The organism is Mesorhizobium sp. C399B (genome assembly GCF_030323185.1).
Taxonomy (GTDB): Bacteria; Pseudomonadota; Alphaproteobacteria; order Rhizobiales; family Rhizobiaceae; genus Mesorhizobium.
The window spans coordinates 628,831-646,231 of record NZ_CP100472.1 but is presented as its reverse complement, the minus strand read 5'-3'; the positions used below and the strand labels follow the sequence as shown (position 1 = coordinate 646,231).

Annotated in this window: 17 protein-coding genes and 2 tRNA genes; 15 read left to right on the top strand and 4 right to left on the bottom strand. The window is 63.1% G+C overall.

Features of this window, described 5'->3' with window-relative positions; genetic code table 11:
• The first annotated feature begins 128 nt into the window (after positions 1-128).
• The 10 genes from NLY36_RS03190 (at position 129) to derI (ending at position 10,927) form a co-directional block, all read left to right on the top strand.
• Positions 129-1,142, top strand: a complete 1,014-nt coding sequence (locus tag NLY36_RS03190) for a sugar-binding transcriptional regulator (RefSeq protein WP_023697634.1) — start codon at positions 129-131, stop codon at positions 1,140-1,142.
• 33 nt (positions 1,143-1,175) lie between these two features.
• A complete protein-coding gene (locus NLY36_RS03185; protein WP_023697633.1) occupies positions 1,176-1,823 on the top strand; it encodes a DUF2291 domain-containing protein in 648 nt (215 codons plus the stop codon).
• On the top strand, positions 1,820-3,358 hold the full coding sequence (locus tag NLY36_RS03180) for a sugar ABC transporter ATP-binding protein (protein ID WP_023697632.1): 1,539 nt from the start codon (positions 1,820-1,822) through the stop codon (positions 3,356-3,358). The genes NLY36_RS03185 and NLY36_RS03180 overlap by 4 nt, the downstream gene beginning before the upstream one ends.
• Positions 3,359-3,383: 25 nt before the next feature.
• Positions 3,384-4,517: an ABC transporter permease gene (locus NLY36_RS03175; RefSeq protein WP_023697631.1), complete on the top strand. Its 1,134-nt coding sequence runs from the start codon at positions 3,384-3,386 to the stop codon at positions 4,515-4,517.
• Between the two features lie 38 nt (positions 4,518-4,555).
• A complete protein-coding gene (locus NLY36_RS03170) occupies positions 4,556-5,497 on the top strand; it encodes a D-ribose ABC transporter substrate-binding protein (protein WP_084026169.1) in 942 nt (313 codons plus the stop codon).
• A 110-nt stretch (positions 5,498-5,607) separates the two neighbouring features.
• The gene (locus NLY36_RS03165) at positions 5,608-7,167 is read left to right on the top strand and encodes an FGGY-family carbohydrate kinase (protein WP_023735283.1); all 1,560 of its coding nucleotides are present in this window, start codon (positions 5,608-5,610) and stop codon (positions 7,165-7,167) included.
• Positions 7,164-8,681: a glycerol-3-phosphate dehydrogenase gene (locus tag NLY36_RS03160; RefSeq protein WP_023735284.1), complete on the top strand. Its 1,518-nt coding sequence runs from the start codon at positions 7,164-7,166 to the stop codon at positions 8,679-8,681. The genes NLY36_RS03165 and NLY36_RS03160 overlap by 4 nt, the downstream gene beginning before the upstream one ends.
• A complete protein-coding gene (locus tag NLY36_RS03155) occupies positions 8,681-9,619 on the top strand; it encodes a sugar phosphate isomerase/epimerase family protein (protein WP_023691090.1) in 939 nt (312 codons plus the stop codon). Before NLY36_RS03160 ends, NLY36_RS03155 begins: the two co-directional genes overlap by 1 nt.
• Positions 9,620-9,695: 76 nt before the next feature.
• On the top strand, positions 9,696-10,463 hold the full coding sequence (locus tag NLY36_RS03150; protein ID WP_023735285.1) for a triose-phosphate isomerase: 768 nt from the start codon (positions 9,696-9,698) through the stop codon (positions 10,461-10,463).
• A 26-nt stretch (positions 10,464-10,489) separates the two neighbouring features.
• Positions 10,490-10,927 carry a D-erythrulose-4-phosphate isomerase gene (gene derI, locus NLY36_RS03145; protein ID WP_023688203.1) on the top strand — a complete coding sequence of 146 codons (438 nt, stop codon included), beginning with the start codon at positions 10,490-10,492 and terminating at the stop codon, positions 10,925-10,927.
• Positions 10,928-10,942: 15 nt separating this feature from the next.
• On the opposite strand, the gene dhaL is transcribed toward derI, so the two are convergent.
• The 3 genes from dhaL to NLY36_RS03130 all read right to left on the bottom strand — a co-directional run bounded on the left by dhaL (position 10,943) and on the right by NLY36_RS03130 (position 12,900).
• Positions 10,943-11,584, bottom strand: a complete 642-nt coding sequence (gene dhaL / locus NLY36_RS03140) for a dihydroxyacetone kinase subunit DhaL (protein WP_023688204.1) — start codon at positions 11,582-11,584, stop codon at positions 10,943-10,945.
• 26 nt (positions 11,585-11,610) lie between these two features.
• Positions 11,611-12,618: a dihydroxyacetone kinase subunit DhaK gene (locus tag NLY36_RS03135; protein WP_023688205.1), complete on the bottom strand. Its 1,008-nt coding sequence runs from the start codon at positions 12,616-12,618 to the stop codon at positions 11,611-11,613.
• Between the two features lie 207 nt (positions 12,619-12,825).
• A tRNA-Asn gene (locus tag NLY36_RS03130) sits at positions 12,826-12,900 on the bottom strand.
• Positions 12,901-13,131: 231 nt separating this feature from the next.
• On the opposite strand from NLY36_RS03130, the gene NLY36_RS03125 reads away from it, so the two are divergent.
• From NLY36_RS03125 to NLY36_RS03110, 4 genes are all read left to right on the top strand, one after another.
• Positions 13,132-13,392, top strand: coding sequence for a PGPGW domain-containing protein (locus NLY36_RS03125; protein ID WP_027050334.1), 261 nt, complete (start codon positions 13,132-13,134; stop codon positions 13,390-13,392).
• Positions 13,393-13,726: 334 nt separating this feature from the next.
• Positions 13,727-13,800 (top strand) — tRNA-Cys (locus NLY36_RS03120).
• 108 nt (positions 13,801-13,908) lie between these two features.
• Positions 13,909-14,583, top strand: a complete 675-nt coding sequence (locus NLY36_RS03115; RefSeq protein ID WP_023697629.1) for a protein-L-isoaspartate O-methyltransferase family protein — start codon at positions 13,909-13,911, stop codon at positions 14,581-14,583.
• Between the two features lie 185 nt (positions 14,584-14,768).
• The gene (locus NLY36_RS03110) at positions 14,769-16,154 is read left to right on the top strand and encodes a TolC family outer membrane protein (protein WP_023691095.1); all 1,386 of its coding nucleotides are present in this window, start codon (positions 14,769-14,771) and stop codon (positions 16,152-16,154) included.
• Between the two features lie 15 nt (positions 16,155-16,169).
• Here NLY36_RS03110 and NLY36_RS03105 read toward each other — a convergent pair whose 3' ends face one another.
• Positions 16,170-16,544, bottom strand: a complete 375-nt coding sequence (locus NLY36_RS03105) for a hypothetical protein (RefSeq protein WP_198020830.1) — start codon at positions 16,542-16,544, stop codon at positions 16,170-16,172.
• On the opposite strand from NLY36_RS03105, the gene NLY36_RS03100 reads away from it, so the two are divergent.
• A complete protein-coding gene (locus NLY36_RS03100; protein WP_023735286.1) occupies positions 16,486-17,376 on the top strand; it encodes a PopZ family protein in 891 nt (296 codons plus the stop codon). The genes NLY36_RS03105 and NLY36_RS03100 overlap by 59 nt on opposite strands.
• Positions 17,377-17,401: the final 25 nt, after the last annotated feature.

Below are 17,401 nucleotides of genomic sequence, written 5' to 3'. Positions count from 1 at the left end.
TCTAATAGGCTCGCGTTGGCTGCCGAACGTCGGCTGAGGCAACCATCTGCGGAGGGATTGACAGCGGTGCAAAGGTATGAAAATTTTTGCACACAAAGATAATATTATCACCCTGGGGAGGGGATGGCTTGAATTCCGGCGGAAGCGCAAACCGCGACCATGAATCCAGCCTCGCCACGCGCGCGGCCTGGCTGCACTATGCCGGTGGTCTGACCCAGGCCCAGGTGGCCAAGCGGCTTGGCCTGACCAGCCTCAAGGCGCATAGGCTGATCACCAAGGCCAACCAGGAAGGTCTGGTCAGGGTCTTCATCGACGGCGACGTCGCCGAATGCGTCGACCTGGAACAGCGCCTGATCGCCGCCTATGGGCTCCACTATTGCGAGGTGGTTCCCGATCTCGATCAGGACGAACTGCCGCTCAAGGGGCTGGGCATTGCCGGCGCCCAGTTCCTGAAGCGCGAAATCGATCGCGGCGAAGACATGCTGATCGGCGTCGGCCATGGCCGCACGCTTGCCGCCAGCGTCGAATATCTGACGCGCGCAACTGCTGCTCACATCCGTTTCGTCTCGCTGCTTGGCGGCGTGACGCGCAAATTCGCCGCCAACCCGCACGACGTCATGCATCGCCTGGCAGAGCGGACCGGCGCGCAGGCCTTTGTCATGCCGGTGCCTTTTGTCGCCAACACCGCCGAGGACCGCGAGGTGCTGCTTGGTCAGCGCGGCATCAGCGATGTCTTCGCTCTCGCTAGCCGCTCCGACCTGATGTTCGTCGGAATAGGCACGGCCGAGCGGGAGGCGTCGCTGGTTGCCACAGGCATGATCGAGCCGTCCGAAATCGACGATGTCAAACGGGACGGCGGCGTTGGCGAGTTGCTGGCGCATTTCTTCGACGACAAGGGGCGCCCGGTCGAAACAGCGCTGTCGGAAAGAATCCTGGCGCTTCCGCGAGACCAGTTGAAGGGCCGCAGGATCGTTGCCGTCGCCGGCGGCAAGGTGAAGGTACGCGCCATCAAGGCAGTACTCGAAAGCCGTTATCTCAGCGGCCTGATCACCGACGAATGCACGGCCCGCGCGCTGGTCGAGCTCGACGATGCAGCCGGGGCCGCGAAGCGCCGCGTGAACGGAGGAACTTCGAATGCGTGACAACGGACAATCCGCACCGCTGGTGGTTGCATCATGAGCGCGAAGGCCACCGCCCGGCAAGCTTCGCCCGGCCTGCGCCGGGTCCTTGCCGGCGCCGCGGCTCTGGTTCTGCTCGGCGCCATGGCGCTCGACACCAAGGTGATCAAGATCGGCTCTGCCGGCGATGTTCGCAACGCCGTGTTTTCGGCGGCCGACTACGGGAAATCTGAATTCCCCAAGGTGCAAGCCGATGTCGAAGCGCGTGCCGCGGACGCCGCGACGGTGGCGACGGCGATCGCCAAGGACAGGGCGACGGCCGAAAAGGAATATGGCGTGCCGGCGGGAGTCGGACCGGTCATCTCGGTCAAGTTCACCGGCGTCGTCGGCGAGGGAAAATCGGGCATCTACAAGGTCGCCGTCGACGGTTTGCCGGACACGTTGACCGTCCGCGTACAGACTGGGCCGGCGATCAACGGCACCGAGCTTCGCGACGCCACCGGCAAGATCACCTTTGGTCAGTTCACCAACCAGATCGAGTATCAGGACGCCGGCTCGGCGCTGAACAACGAGATGAAGAAGGAGGTGCTGGCGAAAGTCGACACCAGCGCCTTGACCGGCAAGACAATAGCGGTGGTCGGCGTCTTCAAGCTGGTCAATCCGAAGAGCTGGCTGGTCACACCGGTGAGGCTGGACGTCAAATGACAATGGCTGCCGGCACAGAACCCGCGACTGGCGATGCCGTGCTTTCGGCGCGCAATGTCGTCATGTCGTATGGCGGCGTTCACGCGCTCAAGGGCGTCAACTTCGACATCCATCGCGGCAAGGTCACCACCCTGTTCGGAGAGAATGGCGCCGGCAAATCGACGCTGATGAAGATCCTGTCCGGCGTGGTGACGCCGACATCCGGCGACATCGTGCTCGACGGCAATCTCGTCAGCTTTGCCTCGTCTTCAGACGCGCGCGATCGCGGCATTTCGATCATCCACCAGGAGCTCAGCCTGGCGCCGAATCTGAGCGTTCGCGACAACATCTTCATGGGCCGCGAACTGCGCACCAGAACCGGCCTCGACTTCGCCGAGGAGGCGCGCCAGGCGCGGGCGCTGATGGCCGACCTCGAAGAAGACATCGATCCGATGACCCTGGTCGAGGACCTGCGCCTGGGGCAGCAACAGATCGTCGAGATCGCACGCGCGCTGTCGGTCGATTCCCGCATCCTGATCATGGACGAGCCGACCTCCGCGCTGAGCGCGACCGAGGTGGAGGTGCTGTTCAAGGTGATCCGCGACCTGACCAGCCGCGGCGTCTCCATCGTCTACATCTCGCATCACCTCGAAGAGGCGCTGCAGATCACCGACTACGCCGTCGTGCTGCGTGACGGGGCGATCACGGCGACGGCCGAGGCCAAGGACATCGACCTCGAATGGATCGTCCGCAACATGGTGGGCGAGAATTTCGATCTCGGCTCGCCGCCGACCGGCCACGAGTTCGGCGCGGTGGCGCTGTCGATCGAGGATGTCAGCGTCACCGACGCTTCGGGTTCAGGATATGTGGTCGATCATCTGTCGCTGGATGTCAAAGCGGGCGAGATCGTCTGCATCTATGGGCTGATGGGCGCGGGCCGCACGGAATTGCTGGAGGCCGTCGCCGGCCGTGTGCCCATGGCGGGCGGGCGGGCGCTGCTCGAAGGCGAGGACGTCTCGGGGCTGACCATTGCGCAGCGTATCGCCAGAGGTCTGGTGCTGGTGCCCGAGGATCGCCAGCGCGACGGCCTGGTTCAGACCATGACGGTCGGCCGCAATCTGTCGCTTGCCAGCATCGAGGCGTTCGCGAAAGGCCTGTTCCTCTCCCGGCCGAGGGAACGCGCACTGATCGATGATTCGATCCGCAAGGTGACCATCAAGACCGCGGGCGGCAACGCCATGATCGGATCGCTGTCGGGCGGCAACCAGCAGAAGGTCGTCATCGGCAAGATGCTGACGACAGATCCCAAGGTCATCCTTCTCGACGAGCCGAGCCGCGGCATCGATGTCGGCGCCAAGGCCGAAGTCTTTCGCTTGCTCAGCGAGCGCGCCGCGCAAGGCTTGGCGGTCGTCTTCTCGACTTCGGAGGTCAATGAGTGCCTCAGCATCGCCCATCGCATCGTCGTGATGCGGCGCGGCAAGATTTCAGCCGAATTTGGCGCCAACGCCACCAAAGAGCAGATCATGGCCGCCTCCGGCGAAGCCGTGGTCGCCTGACCATAGAATTTCGGAGCCCCGACCCATGAGCGATGTCAGCCAGGCCAGCAAACAGTCCAGCCCCAATGCGGGCGGCGAGGGCTTCGACGTGGCCAAGCTGCTGCTCGAAGGCCGGGCCTTCTTTGCCCTGATCGTTATCATCGTCGTCTTCTCGATCCTGTCGCCCTACTACCTCTCGGTGGCGAATTTCCTGACCATGGCCTCGCATGTCGCCATCTTCGGGATTCTCGCCGTCGGCATGCTGCTCGTCATTCTCAATGGCGGCATCGACCTGTCGGTCGGCTCGACACTCGGGCTTGCCGGCGTCGTCGCCGGGTTTCTGATGCAGGGCGTGACGCTGACCTGGCTGGGCGTCGTTCTCTATCCGCCCGTCTGGGTGGTCGCGGTGCTGGCCTGCATGCTGGGCGCGGCCGTCGGGCTGATCAACGGCGTGCTGATCGCGCGGTTCAAGGTTCCGGCCTTCGTCGCCACGCTCGGCGTCATGTACATGGCGCGCGGCTTGGCGCTGCTGATGACCAGCGGCCTGACCTACAACAATCTCGGCGGCAAGCCGGAGCTGGGCAACACCGGTTTCGACGCGCTTGGCTTCAACCGTCTGTTCGGCGTGCCGACCGGCGTGGTGGTGCTGGCGGTCATCGCGCTGATCGGCAGCATCGTCTTGAACCGCACCGCGTTCGGGCGCTGGCTCTACGCCTCGGGCGGTAATGAGCGCGCCGCCGAACTCTCCGGCGTTCCGGTCAAGACCGTGCAGATTTCGGTATATGTGCTTTCAGGCATCTGTGCCGCCATTGCCGGCCTGATCCTGTCCTCGCAGTTGACCTCGGCCGGGCCGACCGCGGGCACCACCTACGAATTGACGGCCATCGCCGCCGTCGTCATCGGCGGCGCCGCACTGACCGGCGGCCGCGGCAATATTCGCGGCACCCTGCTCGGGGCCTTCGTCATCGGCTTCCTGTCCGACGGTCTGGTGATCATCGGCATCTCATCCTACTGGCAGACAGTGTTCACCGGCGCGGTCATCGTGCTCGCCGTGCTCCTCAACGCCGTTCAGTATCGCCGCCGTAGCAAGCTTCCAACTTCGACGGGCGGCCAACCGACTTCTCAGAAACGGGGGAAGGCCGAACCGGCCAATCCTGCCCAAGGGAAGACTGCCAGCTGACTGGCAGCAATACCGCGTAAATCATTGGAGGAATGTACATGAAAATCGTGCTTAGAAGTTTGCTTGCCGCCGCGATGATGGTCGGGTTTAGCGCAGCCGCATCGGCCGCTGGCCTGATCTCGATCATCGTCAACGATCCGGCCAACCCCTACTGGCTGACCGAAGGCAACGTCGCCAAGGCCGAAGCCGAAAAGCTCGGCTATACGGCGAATGTCGCTGCCCATAAGGGGGATACCAATACGGAAAGCAATCTGATCGATACCGCCATCACCAACAAGTCGGTGGCGATCATCCTCGACCCGGCCAATGCCGATGGTTCGGTCGGCGCGGTGAAGAAGGCGATTGCCGCCAACATCCCGGTTTTCCTCGTCAATGCCGAGATCAACCAGGAAGGCCTTGCCAAGGGACAGCTCGTCTCCAACAACGCGCAGGGTGCAGCCCTCGGCGCCCAGCAGTGGGTGCAGGCGGTCGGTGAAAAGGGCAAATATGTCGAACTGCTCGGCGCCCCGTCGGACAACAACGCGGCCACGCGCTCGAACGGCTACGCGACCGTGCTGAGCCAGTATCCGGATCTCGAAAAGGCTGCTTCGCAGGTCGCCAACTGGGATCGCACCCAGGGCCACGACAAGATGCAGAGCATGCTGCAGGCCAATCCCGACATCATCGCCGTGATCAGCGGCAACGATGAAATGGCGCTTGGTGCGGTTGCGGCACTGAAGGAAGCCGGCAAGCTCGCCGGCATCAAGGTCGGCGGCTTTGACGGCTCCCCGGATGCGGTTGCGGCGATCAAGTCCGGCGAACTGCAGTACACCGTGCTTCAGCCGGTGGCCATCTTCTCGGCCAAGGCTGTGCAGCAGGCCGACTCGTTCATCAAGTCGGGCGCTACCGGCGCCACCAGCGAGAAGCAGCTGTTCGATTGCCTTCTCATCACCAAGGACAATGTGGACAAGTACACCGCACCCTTCGTGCTGTCGGAGTAAAACCTGCTCAGGGGGTGTCCTTCGCGGACACTCCCTGGCTCTTCCATGGGTTCGAGACAACAAAGACTGCTCCTTGTGAATTGCCTTCATAAACATCCGGAACTTGCGGCATGAAAGACCTGCTGATCGGGATCGACGCGGGAACGTCCGTGATCAAATCGGTCGCTTTCGATCTGTCGGGGCGGCAGCTTGCCATGGCGTCGGTGAGCAACAGCTTCGTCACGCTGCAAGGCGGCGGCGCCGAGCAGGACCTTGATCAAACCTGGCGCGACATGGCGCTGACGGTTCGCGATCTGGCGACGAAAATTCCCGACCTCGCGCGGCGAGCCGCTTCTGTCGCGATCACCGGGCAGGGCGACGGCACCTGGCTGATCGATCGCGACGGCATGCCGGTCGGGCGCGCGTGGCTCTGGCTCGATGCCCGCGCCGGCCATCTGGTGGACGAGATGCGCGGCGATCCCCGGGATCGCACGCGGTTCGAGATCACCGGCACCGGGCTCAACGCCTGCCAGCAGGGAGCTCAGCTCAGCTGGCTGAAGAGGAACAGCCCGGAAATTCTGGAGCGCGCCGCCACTGCCTTTCACTGCAAGGACTGGCTCTATTTCAAGATGACCGGCGAGCGCGCCACAGATCCTTCGGAAGGCACCTTCACCTTCGGCGATTTTCGCTCGCGCAGCTATTCCGACGAGGTGCTCGACATTCTGGATCTGACGTCGCACCGCCGCCTGTTGCCGCCCATGCTCGAAGGCACGACCGATCATCATCCGCTTTCTGTGTCGGCAGCAGGCGAGACCGGCCTGCTTGCGGGCACGCCGGTGGTGCTGGGCTACGTTGACATGGTCAGCACCGCGCTTGGCGCCGGCCTCTATGATCCAAGCGGTAATGTCGGCTGCACGGTCATCGGCTCGACCGGCATCCACACGCGCCTGGCGCGCACAGCCGACGATGTCATCCTCAACGACAACGCATCAGGCTACACGATCGCCATGCCGGTTCCCGGCGCCTATGCGCAACTGCAATCCAATATGGCGGCGACGCTCAACATCGACTGGCTGCTTGGACTGGCGCGCGACGTGCTGACCGCCAGCGGTGTAAAACCTTCGCGCGACGAATTGCTGAAAGCGCTCGATGCCTGGGTCGAAGGATCGGAGCCCGGATCGCTGGTCTATCAGCCCTACATCTCGCTGGCCGGCGAACGCGGACCGTTCGTCGATCCAGACGCGCGCGCCGGCTTCATCGGGCTTTCCGTCAAGCACGGTTTTGGCGATCTGGCGCGCGCGGTTCTCGAGGGATTGGCGTTTGCGGCACGCGATTGCTACCAGGCGATGGGCAGCATGCCCAGCGAGATCCGCCTGTCTGGCGGCGCCGCGCGCAGCCCGTCGCTGCGCCGTATCATCGCTGCGGCGACCCGCGCGCAAGTCAGGACCAGCAGCCGCCAGGAAGCCGGCGCCGCGGGTGCGGCGATGATGGCCGCGGTCGGGCTTGGCGTCTATCGCTCGATGGATGTTTGCTGCGCCGAGTGGGTGACGCCGCTGCTGGGCGAATGCGACGCCTATGACGAGGCGCTTTCGCAAACCTACGATGCGCTGTTTCCGTCCTTTGTCGCGGCGCGTCAGGCGCTGCATCCGGTGTGGAAATCGATGGCGCACCGCACAGGAGCTAAGTCTTGAGCGATACAACGGATATTGTCGATCTCTTCGTGATCGGCGGTGGCGTCAACGGCGCCGGTATAGCGCGCGATGCCGCGGGTCGCGGGCTGTCGGTCATCCTGTGCGAGAAGGACGATCTGGCGCAAGGCACCAGCTCGCGTTCCGGCAAGCTGGTGCATGGGGGCCTGCGCTATCTCGAGTACTACGAGTTCCGGCTGGTGCGCGAGGCGCTGATCGAGCGCGAGGTGCTGCTTGAGGCGGCGCCGCACATCATCTGGCCGATGCGCTTCGTGCTGCCGCACAGCCCCGAAGACAGGCCGGCATGGCTGGTCCGGCTCGGGCTGTTTCTCTACGACCATCTTGGCGGCCGCAAGCGCCTGCCGGGAACGAGGACGCTGAATTTGAGAACCGCGCCGGAAGGAGCGCCGATCAAGGATGAATTCAAACGAGGCTTCGAATATTCGGACTGCTGGGTCGATGACGCCAGGCTGGTGTTGCTCAATGCGCTCGACGCCAGTCAGCGCGGCGCAAAAGTCTTCACCCGCACCGCCTGTATTGCTGCCAGGCGCGAAGGCGGCCTGTGGTCGATCGACATGCAGGATGGCCGCACGGGTGCTGTGACGAGGGCCCGCGCACGCGGGTTGGTCAACGCGGCCGGGCCATGGGTGAATGACATCGTCAGCCGCGTCGCTGGACAGAATTCCACCCGCAACGTTCGCTTGGTGAAAGGAAGCCATATCGTCGTGCCGAAATTCTGGGAGGGACGGCAGGCCTATCTCATCCAGAACAACGACAAGCGGGTGATCTTCGTCAACCCGTATGAGAACGAACTGGCGCTGATCGGCACCACCGACATTCCTTATGAAGGTCGGCCCGAAGAAGTGGCCGCCGAGGCAAGCGAGATCAATTATCTGATCAAGGTGGTCAATCGCTACTTCAAGCGGCAGCTGACCGCGCAAGACGTGGTCTACAGTTTCTCGGGCGTGCGGCCGCTCTATGACGACAATGCCGACAACCCGAGCGCGGTGACGCGCGACTACATCTTCGAACTCGACGCCCCGAACGGTGGCGCGCCGCTGCTTTCTGTGTTCGGCGGCAAGATCACCACCTTCCGCAAACTGTCCGAACATGCGCTGGAAAAGATCCAGCCCTTCTTTCCGACCATGAAGAAGGCCTGGACAGCCAAAATTCCCCTGCCGGGAGGCGACCTGCCCAACGCGGATTTCGAGCAGTTCCTGGGCGATCTGCACGCCGAGTTTTCGTGGCTTAGCCCGTCGCTGGTGAAGCACTATGCCCGCAGCTACGGCACGCGCACGCGCGCCTTGCTGAAAGGCGTAAAAGGCGAAGCCGATCTCGGCCGTCGTTTCGGCCCGGATTTCTATGAGCTCGAAGCTGTCTTCCTGTTCGAGACCGAATGGGCGATGACCGCCGCCGACGTTCTCGAACGCCGGACCAAACACGGGCTGCATATCAATGCGGCCGAGCGGAAAACATTCGAAGACTGGTGCACAAAGACAATGGCGGCGGTGAACTGATGGCCTTCACGCTTTCGCTGAACACCAACCCGCTGGTCAATCGCTTCGCCGATCCCGACGATCTGATCGACGCCATTGCCTATGGCATCGGCATCCGCGACGTGCAACTGACGCATGAATTCGTCAATCCGGGCTGGCCGGCGGCAACGATCGCCAAGTTCGTTCGCCTGTTCAACAGCGCCCTGGCGCGGACCGGCGTGCGGATCACTTCGGGTATGACCGGTCCCTATGGCCGGCTCAATCATTTCGGCCATCCGGACGCGGATGTGCGCCGCTATTATGTCGATTGGTTCAAGACCTTCGCCGACATCTCCGCCGAACTCGGCGCGTCGGGCATGGGCACGCAGTTCGCCATATTCACCTACAAGGATTTTGACGATCCGCAGCGGCGCGCGGCGCTTCTCGGCATCGCGCTCGAATGCTGGCGCGAAGTGGCCGAGCACGCCAAAGCGGCGGGCCTGACCTACCTTTTCTGGGAACCGATGTCGGTCGGCCGCGAGTTTGGCCACACCATCGAAAGCTGCGTCGAATTGCAGGGCGCCATCGATGCGGCCAAGCTGCCGATCCCGATGCAGATGATGGTCGACATCGACCATGGCGACGTGACCTCGCCCAATCCTGACGACACTGATCCCTATGCCTGGGCGAAAGCGTTCCCGTTGCAATCGCCGATCATCCACATCAAGCAATCGTCGATGAACAAGGGCGGGCACTGGCCGTTCACCGCCGCCTACAACAAGGATGGCCGCATCATCCCGCAGAAGCTGCTCGACGCCGTGCGGGCGGGTGGCGGAACCGACAATGAAATCTGCCTTGAACTTTCCTTCCGGGAGAGGGAACCGGTCGATCATCAGGTTATTGCAATGATCCGTGAGTCGGTGGATTTCTGGGCGCCTTACATCGACAGCGGCCGCGAAAGTCTCAAGCCTCGCGCTTGAGGCAAACCGCCGGCCCGAAGGCCGGCGCAGACCCGGAAACACGCATCATTCGAATTTCGGATCGAAGGAGAGAAGAATGGCCCCATATTGGGTCGGCACGAGCTGGAAGATGAACAAGACGCTGGCGGAGGCGCTGCAGTTCGCCGAGGCATTGGCGGCGTTCGTGCCGGGCTTCGATCCGGCGATACAGCCTTTCGTCATTCCCCCCTTCACCGCGGTGCGGCAGGTCAAGGCGGCGCTCGCCAACACCCGCGTCAAGGTCGGCGCCCAGAACATGCATTGGGCCGATGCCGGTGCCTGGACGGGCGAGATTTCGCCGGTGATGCTGAGGGATTGTGGGCTCGACCTGATCGAACTCGGCCATAGCGAGCGCCGTGAGCATTTTGGCGAGACGGACAAGATCGTAGGACTGAAAACCGCAGCGGCAGTCAAGCACGGCTTCGTACCCTTGATTTGTGTCGGCGAGACGCTGGCCGAGCGCGAGGGCGGCCGCGCTGATGAAATCCTGACCGCGCAGGTTCTGGGCGCGCTGCAGGGTCTCACAAACAATGAGTTGTCGGCGGAAATTCTGTTTGCCTATGAACCGGTGTGGGCGATCGGCGAAAACGGCATCCCGGCCAGCGCCGACTATGCCGACAAGCAGCAGGCGCTGATCAAGCAGATCGCAGCAACCCGGTTGCCGACCGCCCCGCTTGTGCTCTACGGCGGCAGCGTCAATCCCGGCAACGCGGCCGAACTGATCGGCCAGCCGCATATCGATGGGCTGTTCATCGGCCGCTCGGCATGGCAAGCGGAAGGCTATATCGACATTCTCAAAAAGGCGTCGGCCGCCATCGCGCGCTGACCACGAAAACGAAGGAGTTAATTGCCATGAAGATCGCACTCGGAGCCGACAGCGCCGGCAAGCCGCTGCTCGATGTCATCGCCAAGCATCTCGCCACCAAGCCAGAACTGCAGGTCGTCGATCTCAGCCAGGCCGGATTCTACGCCGATATTGCCGCTGCGGTCGGCCACGAAATTGTCGACGGCAATTACGACCGCGCCATCCTGTTTTGCGGCACCGGCATCGGCGTCAGCATCTCGGCCAACAAGGTGCCCGGAATCCGTGCCGCGCTAACCCACGACACCTATTCGGCGGAACGCGCTGCGAAATCCAACAATGCCCAGATCATCACCATGGGTGCGCGCGTCATCGGCCCCGAACTGGCCAAATCGATCGCCGACGCCTGGCTGGCCTCGGAGTTCGATCCGAACGGTCCCTCTGCCGCCAATGTGCAGGCTGTCGACAGGCTCGACGCGAAGCGCTGAGGATTCGCTCCCGACCTAGCCGGTCAAGGCGATCCGCATCGCCTCGATGACGGTTACGGCGGACGCCGCGCCTGGATCCATATGGCCAAGCGAGCGTTCGCCGAGGCGGGAGGCCCGGCCCTTGGTGGCGATCATCGCCTTGGTCGCCTCCGCGCCGGCCTTTGCCGCCTCGGCTGCAGCCGCGAGGCTGCCGGCCAGCCCCTTGCCGGCGGCCAGTGCCTCGCCCGCAGCCCTCGCGGCCGGCGCCCACGCATCGATCATCGTCTTTTCGCCAGGCTCGGCCTTGCCGCGATCCTGAATGCCTCTGGCCATCGCTTGGAACATAGCGACCGCGTCGGCGTCGTCGAGCGTCGCCTTGCCCTTGACGGCGGCCGCGCCGCGCATGAATGCCGTGGCATAGAGCGGGCCCGAGGAGGCGCCGACGGCATTGAGGAACGACTTCGCCGCCGTGTTCAGCAAGATGGTCGGATCGGTGGTGCCGGTATCCAATGCGGCCACCGCATCGCGTGCCGCGGAAAATCCAAGCTCCATGGCAATGCCGTGGTCGGCATCGCCGATCACCCCGTCAAGCGCGCACAACCGATCCCGGTCGGCTGACATGGCGTCGGCGATGGCCGCGAACATCGCGGCAAGGCGGGTGGTGTCGATTGTCGTCATCTCTTGTTCCTTGCCGTTCACCAAGTTTACCCGGCGCGGAACATGGCGCAGTCGCAAGGGTGGTCGAGCATCGTTTGCAACTCGTCGTCGAGGTGGTGCAGCGTAATCGAAGCGCCGGCCATTTCGAGCGAGGTGCAGTAATTGCCGACCCAGCTTGCGTGAATGGATACACCGATATCGTCAAGCCTCTGCTTCACGCGCCGGTTCATGATGTAGAGTTCCATCAGCGGCGTCGAACCCAGCGAATTGACCAGCACGGCGACCTTTTCGCCGCGTGCCGGCGCCATCTCGGCGAGAATCCTGTCCAGCATTTCGTCAGTGATCTCGTCGGCCGTTTTGAGTTTTCCGCGTGCGATGCCGGGTTCGCCATGGATGCCCATGCCGATCTCCATCTCGTCGGGTCCGATTTCGAAATTCGGCCGGCGGGTTTGCGGCAACGAACAGGGCGCCAATGCGACGCCCATGGTAAAGGTGTGGTCGTTGGCTTTCCCGGCAATGCGTTGGCATTCATCGAAAGACAACATGCGGTCGCAAGCGGCGCCTGCCGCCTTGAAGATGAAGAAGTTCCCTGCGACACCGCGCCGCTTGTGCCTGTCGCCAACGGGCGCGGAAGCGACGTCGTCGGTGCTCAGCACCGTGCGCACCTCGATGTCGTCCATCGCGGCCATCTCGGCCGCCATGTCGAAATTCATGACGTCGCCGGCATAGTTGCCGTACATGAACAGCACACCGGCGCCGCCGCTCGCCGCCTTGGCGCATTCGAGGATCGGGTCGGGCGGCGGAGAGGCGAAGACATTGCCGATCGCCGCCGCGTCGGCCAGCCCCTTGCCGACGAAGCCGAGAAAACTCGGCTCGTGGCCCGAGCCGCCACCAATGACGAGGCCTACCTTGCCTTGGCGCGGTCCATCGCGGGCGATGATCGAGCGCGGGCTTCCGTCAACGGCTTTGAGATGGCGGGGATGCGCAGCCAGGATGCCTTCCAGCATCTCGTCGACGGCCCGATTGCCGTCATTGATGATCTTCTTGGTTTGCACCAACGTCCTCCCGATTTGGTATTTTCATAGATGATACCGGGCGTTATCAGGCTGCCTTCGGGCGAGGGCAGGGGCGCGATGCCCACCAAACTGCCTCGATCGGCTTCGTAGCTGTTACCAGCCGTTCTGGCAGAAGCTAAGCGGACCGAAGTGCGCGGACAATGGCGCTGTAGTGTACAAGATCGCACCACGGCTTAGAAAAGGCGGTGGCTCCCCGGGCCGGATTCGAACCAGCGACCAACCGGTTAACAGCCGGTTGCTCTACCACTGAGCTACCGGGGAATAGAGGCTCTCATGTGAGTGGCGCAGCCTATAGCAAACCCTTTTCGGCTTTGCAAAGAAGCATTTCGCATTTTTTAGCGCATTTTCACCCAATGGTTTCTGGCAATCGCCGGATGACACCACATATGAGCCGTCTTGGGCGCCGTCGGACCTTGGTCGGCGGAACCTGAAAGGCGATTGCAGCCTTTAGCGCATATGGCTTTATCGAAGGCAACCGGATCGACTTTCGACATGACTGCAGCAGACGAAAACCAGGCACCGGCGCGGAAAATCTCGGTGTTCGGGCGCGAGTTCACCATGCCGCGCTCGCGCGGGCTGAGGATCGCCATCGGTATCGTGCTGGTGTTTTTCGGCCTTCTCGGTTTCCTGCCGATTCTCGGCTTCTGGATGATTCCGCTCGGCCTTTTGGTGCTTTCCTACGAATTTGCCGCGGTGCGCCGCCTGCGGCGCCGGTTCGTCGTCTGGTGGGAACGGCGTCGCCGGCCAAATTGAAAGCGATGGCGCGCGGTCCCGGTTCAGCGGACGCTTCGCTTCCAGCCCCTCGCAGACCTTCCCCTCGAATATCTCCTTGAGAACGGCAGCCCTGGTGTCAGCCGCGCGTTTACGGTGGAAGCCAGTTTGCACCCGCTGCGTAAAGCCGCGGGTTCGAGTTTCGCCGGTCGCGCAGCCATGCTTGAGGAGCGGCCAATATGCCGGTGCGCCAAGCGCTGAAACCGCTCGGGAACCCCGTTGCGGCGGCTGATGAGGAAAGCGCGCCGGAATGCCGCGCGGACGCTTGACGACCTTTCGCTGCCACCATATTGAGTTCGCTCGCCGGGAGCGATGAGGCCTCGTGGCGGAGTGGTTACGCAGAGGACTGCAAATCCTTGCACCCCGGTTCGATTCCGGGCGAGGCCTCCAATCGCTTCAACTCCCGCATGCCGGGGGCTTGAGTTCCGGTCGAATGCGCCGCAGTGTCGGCGCGACAAGCGCATTTCAGCGCATTGGCTTTGACGGATTGGTTGGGACATGAGCGCTGATTTCTCCGAACTTCGCGTCAAGATGGTCGACGGCCAGGTCCGCACCACCGATGTGACCGACGCAGCATTGCTCGATGCCATGCTTGCCGTGCCGCGCGAGGCCTTTGTCGGGGCCGGCCAACAGGCTCTCGCCTATATCGACGAGGATATCCGCATCTCCGACGGCGCCGATGGCAGCGGTGCGCGCTACCTCATGGAGCCGTCGCCACTGGCCAAGCTTTTGCAGTTGGCCGAGATCGACGCCGGCGATTCGGTGCTCGATGTCGGCTGCGGCACCGGTTATTCCGCGGCGCTGCTGTCCAGGCTGGCCAAATCCGTCGTGGCGCTGGAAAGCGATACCACACTGGCGGAAGCAGGCAAAGCGGCGCTTTCGGCGCAGGGCTGCGATAACGTCACCGTGGTCACCGGCCCACTGCCGCAAGGTCATGCCGCCAAGGCGCCCTACAATGTGATTCTCATTGGCGGCAGCGTCGAGAAAGTGCCTGCGGCGCTGCTTGACCAGCTTGCCGAAGGCGGCCGTCTGGTGGCTGTGGAAGGGCAGGGCAATGCGGGCGTAGCCCGGCTCTTTTTCAATGCAGGGGGGGTTGTAACCGGAAGACGGGCATTTAATGCGGCAATTAAGCCACTACCCGGATTTGAACGCATTCATGCCTTCGAGTTCTAAGTGATTTTGCCTTGCAGCAAAGACTCTGTCATGTTGGCTTGCGATTGAACAATCGTTGCTGATTGGTTAACCGGGGTTTCGGGAGGCTGTCAGCGGGGGAACGATACATCGACGCGGCGCTGGCCGATCCCTAGGGATGGGCTGGCGTGGCGTGGTTCCCGTGCAAAACGAATGAGGGATATAAAGTGCCGTCCTTAGCCAAGAGTCTGTTTGTTACTGTCCTCATTTCCGCGACAGCGCTTTCGCCGATAGCCGCCTCGGCGGAAACCATTCTCGGCGCGCTTTCCAAGGCCTACCAGAACAATTCCTCGCTGAATTCGGCCCGTGCCGGCGTGCGCGTCACCGATGAGGGCGTGGCGATCGCCAAGTCGGGCTATCGCCCGGTGATCACTGGTTCGGCTGATATCGATTACACCTCCAGGCACCTAAACGGCAGGAACGCGAGCCTGGCATTGACCACCGGCAGCTTCGGCGTTCGGATTGATCAGACGCTGTTCGACGGCTTCCAGACCAAGAACAGGGTCGCGTCGGCCGCTGCACAGGTGAGGGCCTCGGTCGAGGGCCTGCGCAACACCGAAGAGAACACGCTGTTCAACGCGGCGAGCGCCTATATGGACGTGATTCGCGACCGCCAGGTGGCGGTGCTGACCGAACAGAACCTGCAGTTTCTGACCGAGCAAGCGCGCGCGGCGCGCTCGCGCTTCGAGGTCGGCGAGGGCACGCGCACCGATGTGGCGCAGGCCGACGCGTCGCGTTCGGCCGCGGTGGCGCAGTTGAGTGCCGCCCGTGCGCAGGCTCTGGCCAGTGCGGCAACCTATCATCAGATCGTCGGCGACGAGCCGGGCAAGCTCAAGGCCGCGTCGCCGTTGGCGAAGCTGTTGCCGAGGAGTCTCGAGGCGGCGATCGGCATTGCATCGAACGAGCATCCGGCCATCCTGGCCGCCCTACATTCCGTCGATGCAGCCGGATTTGATGTAAAGACGCAGGAGGGTGCGTTGCTGCCGCAGTTGACTGCCAGTGCCGGCCTTTCCCATGTCTATCAAAATACCGTACCTGGCGCGGGGGATTCGGACGGCGATTCCAATGCCGCCACCGTCGGCGCGACGCTGACCGTTCCGATCTATTCGGGCGGCCGTACCTCCGCACTCGTTCGTCAGTCGAAGGAATCCCTCAGCCAGGCTCGCATCGAGGTGGATGTCAGCCGTGACTCGGTGCGCCAGGCCGTGACCTCGGCATGGACGCAATACATCGCAGCGCGTGAAAGCGTCGACGCTAATCGGCAGGTGATCGCGGCCGCACAGTTGGCGCTCAACGGCGTCATCGAGGAGCGCAATGTCGGACAGCGCACCACGCTCGACGTGTTGAATGCCCAGAACGCCGTCATCTCGGCAAAGATCGACCTCGCCAGCTCCGAGCGCGATGTGGTTGTAGCGAGCTACGCCATCCTGTCGGCCATGGGCCGCCTGTCGGCCGATCGCCTGGCGTTGAATGTGGTGAAGTACAAGCCTGAAGAGCACTACAGAGCCGTCAAGGACAAATGGATCGGGCTGCGTACGCCGGACGGTCGTTGATCGCGACTGAGCGGTTCAAATCCCGCCAAGATTGAAAGTATCGTAGCGCCGCGCTTCCCCAAGGATGCGCGGCGTTTGTCTTTTGTAGCCTAAATTGTTGAAATCCGGCGTCTTCCGAGATTGGGGATTCTCGGATGGCGATCCGTCGGCTACGCTGTCGCCATGATTCGTATCCGGCTTTGCCGGACAGGAATCCAGGAACGGGTCACTACAGCGCCACGCGTCCGATGGATGCGCAAAGGAGGCTGTAGAACTTTGATTTTGCGCCTGATCCTCTTCGAAAATCGAAGATCGATTTTCGGGATCATGCGCGGGGGCGGCGGATGTGACGATGGCGACGGCAAGCAGCGCACTGCGCGAACCTTCCATGGAAGAAATACTGGCTTCCATCAGGAGGATCATCGAAGACAGCGACACCGGCCGCAAGGGCGACGCCGATGAGTTGCGACAGGACCTTGTGCCGGCCGCCGGGCCTGTTTCGGATGTCGAGGCCTTCCGCAGCGAATTGCACAGCTCGACCGAAAGCAAGAAGCCGGTGACGCTGGCCGAGGTGCAGGCCCAACTGGCCGAGCCGGTGGTTGCGCGGCTGGAGCCGCGCTCCGACCCGTCGCCAGTGAAGCCGGCCATTGCGGCAAATGCCACGACCGCCGCGCCACCCGCGCATGCTCCGATGACATTGGCGGAAGTAAGCGCCAGGATAGCCAGTGAGCCAGCTCCCGCCGTCAGGGCAGAAGCTGCAGTGCGGGCAAAGGCGGAAACCACCGACTCGATCGTCACGGATTGGCGCCGCGAAATCGCGGCCGTTGGCAATCAGGCAAAACCGGCTGACACAGTACGGCGGCCCGAGATCAGGCAGCCGGAGATCAGGCAGCCAGAGACTGAAAATCGGCAGGCAGCAATCGCGGAGGTCGAGGCTTTCGAAGACGATCTCGCTGCCGAGCCCGCTTTCGAGCCTCGTCCTTCGCGCAGCGAGCACGCGCGCCCGGCCGATACAACCCCGGCCCGTCCGGCGATCGTTTCGGAACATACGGGACGGCAGGTCGCAGCCGCCTTCGGCGAGCTCTCCGACGCCTTCGCCAGCCGCAGCAAGAAGACCTTCGACGAGATGGCCGAGGAGATGCTGCGGCCGATGCTGCAGGACTGGCTGGACAACAACCTGCCGACGCTGGTCGAGCGCCTGGTACGCGAAGAAATCGAGCGCGTCGCGCGCGGCGCGCAATAGGCATCACCACAGCCCGTTCCGGATT

Coding starts and splice junctions, on each gene's coding strand:
- NLY36_RS03180 (WP_023697632.1), top strand. CDS start 1,820: ATGACAATGGCTGCCGGCACAGAACCCGCGACTGGCGATGCCGTGCTT.
- NLY36_RS03175 (WP_023697631.1), top strand. CDS start 3,384: ATGAGCGATGTCAGCCAGGCCAGCAAACAGTCCAGCCCCAATGCGGGC.
- NLY36_RS03185 (WP_023697633.1), top strand. CDS start 1,176: ATGAGCGCGAAGGCCACCGCCCGGCAAGCTTCGCCCGGCCTGCGCCGG.
- NLY36_RS03105 (WP_198020830.1), bottom strand. CDS start 16,544: ATGGAAGCCAGTATTTCTTCCATGGAAGGTTCGCGCAGTGCGCTGCTT.
- NLY36_RS03150 (WP_023735285.1), top strand. CDS start 9,696: ATGGCCCCATATTGGGTCGGCACGAGCTGGAAGATGAACAAGACGCTG.
- NLY36_RS03100 (WP_023735286.1), top strand. CDS start 16,486: ATGGCGACGGCAAGCAGCGCACTGCGCGAACCTTCCATGGAAGAAATA.
- NLY36_RS03155 (WP_023691090.1), top strand. CDS start 8,681: ATGGCCTTCACGCTTTCGCTGAACACCAACCCGCTGGTCAATCGCTTC.
- derI (WP_023688203.1), top strand. CDS start 10,490: ATGAAGATCGCACTCGGAGCCGACAGCGCCGGCAAGCCGCTGCTCGAT.
- NLY36_RS03170 (WP_084026169.1), top strand. CDS start 4,556: ATGAAAATCGTGCTTAGAAGTTTGCTTGCCGCCGCGATGATGGTCGGG.
- dhaL (WP_023688204.1), bottom strand. CDS start 11,584: ATGACGACAATCGACACCACCCGCCTTGCCGCGATGTTCGCGGCCATC.
- NLY36_RS03125 (WP_027050334.1), top strand. CDS start 13,132: ATGACTGCAGCAGACGAAAACCAGGCACCGGCGCGGAAAATCTCGGTG.
- NLY36_RS03165 (WP_023735283.1), top strand. CDS start 5,608: ATGAAAGACCTGCTGATCGGGATCGACGCGGGAACGTCCGTGATCAAA.
- NLY36_RS03115 (WP_023697629.1), top strand. CDS start 13,909: ATGAGCGCTGATTTCTCCGAACTTCGCGTCAAGATGGTCGACGGCCAG.